The sequence below is a fragment of the Pseudomonas sp. BN411 genome (genome assembly GCF_029871235.1).
Taxonomy (GTDB): Bacteria; Pseudomonadota; Gammaproteobacteria; order Pseudomonadales; family Pseudomonadaceae; genus Metapseudomonas.
This window is the reverse complement of record NZ_SSOM01000047.1, coordinates 1-6,442: the sequence shown is the minus strand read 5'-3', so window position 1 is coordinate 6,442 and position 6,442 is coordinate 1. Positions and strand designations below refer to the sequence as shown.

5 protein-coding genes are annotated in these 6,442 nt (G+C 65.8%); all 5 read left to right on the top strand.

Going from position 1 to position 6,442, the window contains the following annotated elements:
* Positions 1 to 1,167 (top strand): OprD family porin (locus E8F06_RS06240; protein WP_280365291.1); only part of this gene is annotated, 1,167 nt, incomplete at its 5' end.
* 422 nt (positions 1,168 to 1,589) lie between these two features.
* Positions 1,590 to 3,293, top strand: a complete 1,704-nt coding sequence (locus E8F06_RS06235) for an AMP-binding protein (RefSeq protein WP_280365290.1) — start codon at positions 1,590 to 1,592, stop codon at positions 3,291 to 3,293.
* Between the two features lie 105 nt (positions 3,294 to 3,398).
* Entirely contained in the window at positions 3,399 to 4,907 is a 1,509-nt protein-coding gene (locus E8F06_RS06230) for a CoA-acylating methylmalonate-semialdehyde dehydrogenase (RefSeq protein ID WP_280365288.1), read from the top strand.
* A 45-nt stretch (positions 4,908 to 4,952) separates the two neighbouring features.
* Positions 4,953 to 5,726 carry an enoyl-CoA hydratase gene (locus tag E8F06_RS06225; RefSeq protein ID WP_280365286.1) on the top strand — a complete coding sequence of 258 codons (774 nt, stop codon included), beginning with the start codon at positions 4,953 to 4,955 and terminating at the stop codon, positions 5,724 to 5,726.
* Between the two features lie 36 nt (positions 5,727 to 5,762).
* Positions 5,763 to 6,442 (top strand): 3-hydroxyisobutyrate dehydrogenase (gene mmsB, locus E8F06_RS06220; protein ID WP_280363578.1); only part of this gene is annotated, 680 nt, incomplete at its 3' end.

Below are 6,442 nucleotides of genomic sequence, written 5' to 3'. Positions count from 1 at the left end.
GCCAGCCTGGAGCTGCGCAACTTCTACTTCAACCGCGACTTCCGCCAGCACGCCGCCCCGCAGGCCAAGGCCGAGGAATGGGCGCAAGGCTTCCTCCTGCGCTACGAGTCGGGTTTCACCGAAGGCAGCATCGGCGTCGGCCTGGACGCCATCGGCCTGCTCGGCGTGAAGCTGGACTCCAGCCCCGACCGCGCCGGCTCCGGCCTGCTCAAGCGAGATCGCGAAGCGCCCAAACGCGCCCAGGACGAGTACGGTGAGCTGGGCCTGACCGCCAAGCTGCGGGCCTCGAAAAGCACCCTCAAGCTGGGCACCCTGATGCCCAAGCTGCCGGTGCTGCTGGCCAACGACTCGCGCCTGCTGCCGCAGACCTTCGAAGGCGGCCAGCTCAACTCGCTGGAGATCGACGGCCTGACCGTCGACGCCGGACGCCTCACCCAGGTGAACCAGCGCGATTCCTCCGATTACGAAGACATGAGCATCACCACGGTGGGCGTGAAGAACATCCGCGCGCGCCAGACCACCAGCGACGCCTTCGACTTCGCCAACCTCAGCTACAAGTGGAACGACGCCCTGACTACCGGCTATGGCTTCAGCCGCCTGGACGACTTCTACCGCCAGCACTACCTGAGCCTGAACCACCTGCTGGCGCTCGGCGACGGCCAGAGCCTGAAGAGCGACCTGCGCTTCGCCCGCTCCACCGACGAGGGCGGCAGCAATGTCGACAACAAGGCCTTCGGCGCCATGTTCACCTACGGCTTCGGCGGCCATGCCGTCGGCCTGGGCTACCAGCGCATGAGCGGCGACACCGGCTTCGCCTACGTCAACGGCAGCGACGCCTACCTGGTGAACTTCGTGCAGATCAGCGACTTCGCCAACCGCGAAGAACGCTCCTGGCAAGCCCGCTACGACTACAACTTCGCCGCTGTGGGGATTCCGGGGTTGACCTTCATGACCCGCTACCTCAGCGGCGACGACGTGGAACTGGGCGCCGGCCGCGAGGACGGCAAGGAGTGGGAACGCGACACCGACATCGCCTATGTGGTGCAGAGCGGCCCCCTGAAGAACCTCGGCCTCAAATGGCGCAACGCGACCGTGCGCACCACCAACTTCGGCAACGACCTCGACGAGAACCGCCTGATCCTCAGCTACACCCTGCCGCTCTGGTAAGGGTTCACCGCGGCAGGACGGCGTCCTGCCTGGCGAATGAATTCGCCCCTACAGGATGTCCGGCTCTACAGAGCGGGCTCCTGTAGGTTGGCGCAGCGCGCAGCGAAGCCCAACGTAACGGAATTTGTAGGAGCGAGCTCTGCTCGCGAACCTCCCGAGCCGGCCCCTTTCGCGAGCAGAGCTCGCTCCTACATCACAACTCCGACCCAACCACGGCACCCGGCTGACCCGCCGCTCCTACACAAAAGCTGCCCGCCAAACTCAACTTCGCCCCGCGCGGTCTCGTGCGAATGGCTATGATTTTTTTGCACATCGCACCGGTTTTTCTGCGCGTTCTTATTTGATTTGCGCCCACCTATACTCAACCCACCAACCCGGCCAAAGGCCGAAAGACCCGACAAAAACAATCAAGGGCACGCACCATGAACCCCAACAGCCTTCCCTTCCTTGCCGCCCGTGACTTCCTGCTGGCCAACCGCACCGACTACGACACCGCCGTACGTGATTTCCGCTGGCCGCAACTGGTCGAATTCAACTGGGCCCTTGATTACTTCGACGGCATGGCCAAGGGCAACCAGGCCACCGCACTCTGGATAGTCGAAGAAGACGGCAGCGAGCGCCGCTACAGCTTCGAGGAACTGGCCGTACGCTCCAACCGCGTTGCCAACCACCTGCGTGCCCAGGGCGTGCAGCGCGGCGAACGCATCCTGATGATGCTGGGCAACGACATCGCCCTGTGGGAGACCATGCTGGCCGCCTTCAAGCTGGGCGCCGTAGTCATTCCCGCCACCGCCCTGCTCACCCCCGAAGACCTGCGCGATCGCATCGAGCGTGGCCACGTCCGCCACCTGGTGGTCGGCAGCGCCAACCTGGAGAAATTCAACGGTCTGGCCGAAGGCTGCACCCGCATCAGCGTCGGCCAGGGCGCACCGGGATGGACGCCGCACAACGCTGCCTTGGAATACTCCGCCGAGTTCGAGGCCGATGGCGTGACCCTGGCCACCGACCCGATGCTGCTCTACTTCACCTCCGGCACCACCTCCAAACCGAAGATGGTGCTGCACAGCCACCAGAGCTACCCGGTCGGCCACCTCTCCACCATGTACTGGATCGGCCTGCAGCCCGGCGACCTGCACCTGAACATCTCTTCCCCCGGCTGGGCCAAGCATGCCTGGAGCTGCTTCTTCGCTCCGTGGAACGCCGGCGCCTGCATCTTCATCCACAACACCTCGCGCTTCAGCGCCCCGGCGCTGCTCGGCGTGCTGGAACGCTACGGCGTCACCAGCCTCTGCGCCCCGCCCACCGTGTGGCGCATGCTGATCCAGGAAGACCTGGCCAGCTATCGCGGCCGCCTGCGCCTGCGTGAACTGGTGGGGGCCGGCGAGCCGCTGAACCCGGAAATCATCGAGCAGATCCACCATGCCTGGGACCTGTGGCTGCGTGACGGTTTCGGCCAGTCGGAAACCACCGCGCTGGTCGGCAACACCCCCGGCCAGAAGCTCAAGCCCGGCTCCATGGGTCGCCCGCTGCCCGGCTACCGGGTGACCATGCTCGACCCCGACGGCCAGCCCGGCAACGAGGGCGAAGTGGCCCTGCCGCTGGACGTCCGCCCCCTGGGCCTGATGCTCTGCTACGAGGACAGCCCGGAGAAGACCGCCGAAGTGATGCGCGACGGCTACTACCGCACTGGCGACACCGCGCAAATCTGCGAAGACGGCTACATCACCTTCGTCGGCCGCGCCGATGATGTGTTCAAGGCCTCCGACTACCGCATCAGCCCCTTCGAGCTGGAAAGCGCCCTGATCGAGCACCCCGCCGTGATGGAAGTGGCCATCGTGCCCAGCCCGGACCCGGTACGCCTGGCGGTGCCGAAGGCGTTCCTGATCCTGGCCCATGACGAGCCCGGCAGCGCTGAACTGGCCTGCAACATCCTCGCCTTCGCCCGCGAACACCTGGCGCCCTACAAGCGGGTGCGCCGCATCGAGTTCGTCCGCGAACTGCCCAAGACCATCTCCGGGAAGATCCGCCGGGTGGAACTGCGGCAGATGGAAGTGCAGCGCCGCCAAAGCGATGCACGGGGTGAGCAGGAGTACTTCGAAGAAGACTTCCCGCAGCTCAAGGGCTGAACCCGGGCCGGCACACCGACCGCCCTCCCAACCGAAAACCCGACCGCTCGGACCAAAGCACCGAGGGGCCTCACTCGACCTAACGAAAGCAGGCAGGACCCGTAAATGACCACTTCCAGCGTTCCCAGCGTCAAGCTGCTCATCAATGGCGAATTCGTCGAATCCAAGTCCCAGCAGTGGCGCGACGTGGTAAACCCGGCCACCCAGGAAGTCCTGGCTCGCGTGCCCTTCGCCACCCAGGACGAGATGAATGCCGCCGTCGCCGCCGCCCAGGACGCCTTCAAGACCTGGCGCAAGACCCCCATCGGCGCCCGCGCCCGCATCTTCCTCAAGTACCAGCAGCTGATCCGCGAAAACATGAAGGAGCTGGCCGCCCTGCTCACCGCCGAACAGGGCAAGACCCTGCCGGACGCCGAGGGCGATGTTTTCCGTGGCCTGGAAGTGGTGGAGCACGCCGCCAACATCGGCACCCTGCAGATGGGTGAACTGGCCAACAACGTGGCCAATGGCGTGGACACCTACACCCTGCTGCAACCGATCGGCGTGTGCGCCGGCATCACCCCGTTCAACTTCCCGGCGATGATCCCGCTGTGGATGTTCCCCATGGCCATCGCCTGCGGCAACACCTTCGTCCTCAAGCCGTCCGAGCAGGACCCGCTGGTGACCATGCGCCTCGTCGAGCTGGCCCTGGAAGCCGGTATCCCGAAAGGCGTGCTGAACGTGATCCACGGCGGCGTCGACGCGGTGAACCTGATCTGCGACCACCCGGACATCAAGGCCGTGTCCTTCGTCGGCTCAACCAAGGTGGGCACCCACGTCTACAACCGCGCCTCCCTGAACGGCAAGCGCGCGCAGTGCATGATGGGCGCCAAGAACCACGCCATCGTCCTGCCTGACGCGAACAAGCAACAGACCCTGAACAACCTGCTGGGCGCCTCCTTCGGTGCCGCCGGCCAGCGCTGCATGGCCCTGCCGGTGGTGATCCTGGTGGGCGAAGCGCAAACCTGGCTGCCGGACCTGGTGGAGAAGGCCAAGACCCTGAAGGTGAATGCCGGCGTCGAGCCTGGCACCGACATCGGCCCGGTGGTCTCCTGCTCCGCGCTGGACCGCATCAGCGGCCTGATCGCCACCGGCATCGAGGAAGGCGCCAAGCTGGTGCTCGACGGCCGCAACCCGACAGTACCCGGCTACGAGGACGGCAATTTCGTCGGCCCGACCATCTTCTCCGGCGTGACCACGGAAATGACCATCTACCGCGAAGAAATCTTCGGGCCGGTGCTCTGTGTGGTGAACGCTGCCAGCCTGGATGAGGCCATCGCCTTCATCAACGCCAACCCGAACGGCAACGGCACCGCCCTCTTCACCCGTTCCGGCGCCGCTGCGCGTCACTTCCAGGAAGAGATCGACGTCGGCCAGGTCGGCATCAACGTACCGATCCCGGTGCCGGTCCCGCTGTTCTCCTTCAGCGGCTCGCGCGCCTCCAAGCTGGGTGACCTCGGCCCCTACGGCAAGCAGGTGGTGCTGTTCTACACCCAGACCAAGACCATCACCCAGCGCTGGTTCGACGAGGACGATGTCGGCGGCGCGGTGAACACCACCATCACCCTGAAATGATCCCTCCGGGCCGGCGCCTCGCGCCGGCCCGCCTGGAGTAACGCCATGGAATACGAAACCATCCTGGTCTCGGTGCAGGACCGCGTCGGCCTGATCACGCTGAACCGCCCCAAGGCACTCAACGCCCTCAACTCGCAACTCATCGCCGAGCTGAACCAGGCACTTGATCAACTGGAGGCCGATCCGGACGTCGGCTGCCTGGTCATCACCGGCTCGGCCAAGGCCTTCGCCGCTGGCGCCGACATCAAAGAGATGTCCGACTTCGGCTTTCCACAGATCTACCTGGACGACTTCTTCGCCGCCGCCGACCGCATCGGTGCCCGGCGCAAACCGCTGATCGCCGCGGTCGCCGGCTACGCCCTGGGCGGTGGCTGCGAACTGGCGCTGATGTGCGACTTCATCTACGCCGCCGAGAACGCCCGCTTCGGCCTGCCGGAACTGACCCTCGGGGTGATTCCGGGCATCGGCGGCACCCAGCGCCTGACCCACGCCCTGGGCAAGTCCAAGGCGATGGAGCTGTGCCTCACCGGCCGCCAGCTGACCGCCGAGGAAGCCGAACGCGCCGGCCTGGTGGCCCGCGTGCTGCCGGCCGAATCCCTGCTGGACGAAACCCTGGCCGCCGCCCGTGGCATCGCCAGCAAATCGCTGCCCGCCGCAATGATGACCAAGGAATGCGTCAACCGCGCTTTCGAGCTGGGCCTCAATGAAGGTGTGCGCTTCGAACGCCGCTTGTTCCACTCGCTGTTCGCCGGCGCCGACCAGAAGGAAGGCATGAACGCCTTCGTTGAAAAGCGCGCCCCCCACTTCACGCATCGCTGACCGAATTTTTCCGGCCCCAATCAAGAGGACGCCAACATGCATATCGGATTCCTTGGCCTCGGCAACATGGGCGGCCCCATGGCCCGCAACCTGCTCAAGGCCGGCCACACCCTCACCGTATTCGACCCCTCGCCGCTGGCGACCGCCGCACTCGTAGAGCTCGGCGCCCGCACCTCCAACAGCCCGGCGGAGCTGGCCCGCGATGGCGTCGCCGCGATCATCACCATGCTGCCCACCGCGGCCCACGTGAAGGATGTCTACCTGGGCGCCGAAGGCCTATTGGCCAACGTCCAGCCGGGCGTGCTGCTGATCGACAGCTCGACCATCGACCCGCTCAGCGCCCGCGAAGTGGCCAAAGCCGCCGCCTCCCAGGGCAATCCCATGCTCGACGCGCCGGTTTCCGGTGGCACAGGTGGCGCGGCGGCTGGCACCCTGACTTTCATGGTCGGCGGCACCGTCAGCGCCTTCGACGAGGCCCACCTGCTGCTCGCCGCCATGGGCAAGAACATCGTCTACTGTGGTGACACAGGCAACGGCCAGGTGGCCAAGATCGCCAACAACATGCTGCTAGGCATCTCCATGGTCGGCGTCGCCGAAGCCATGGCGCTGGGCGTTGCCCTGGGCATGGACGCGAAAGTCCTGGCCGGCATCATCAACACCTCCAGCGGCCGCTGCTGGAGCTCGGAAATCAACAACCCGTTCCCCGGCGTGCTGGA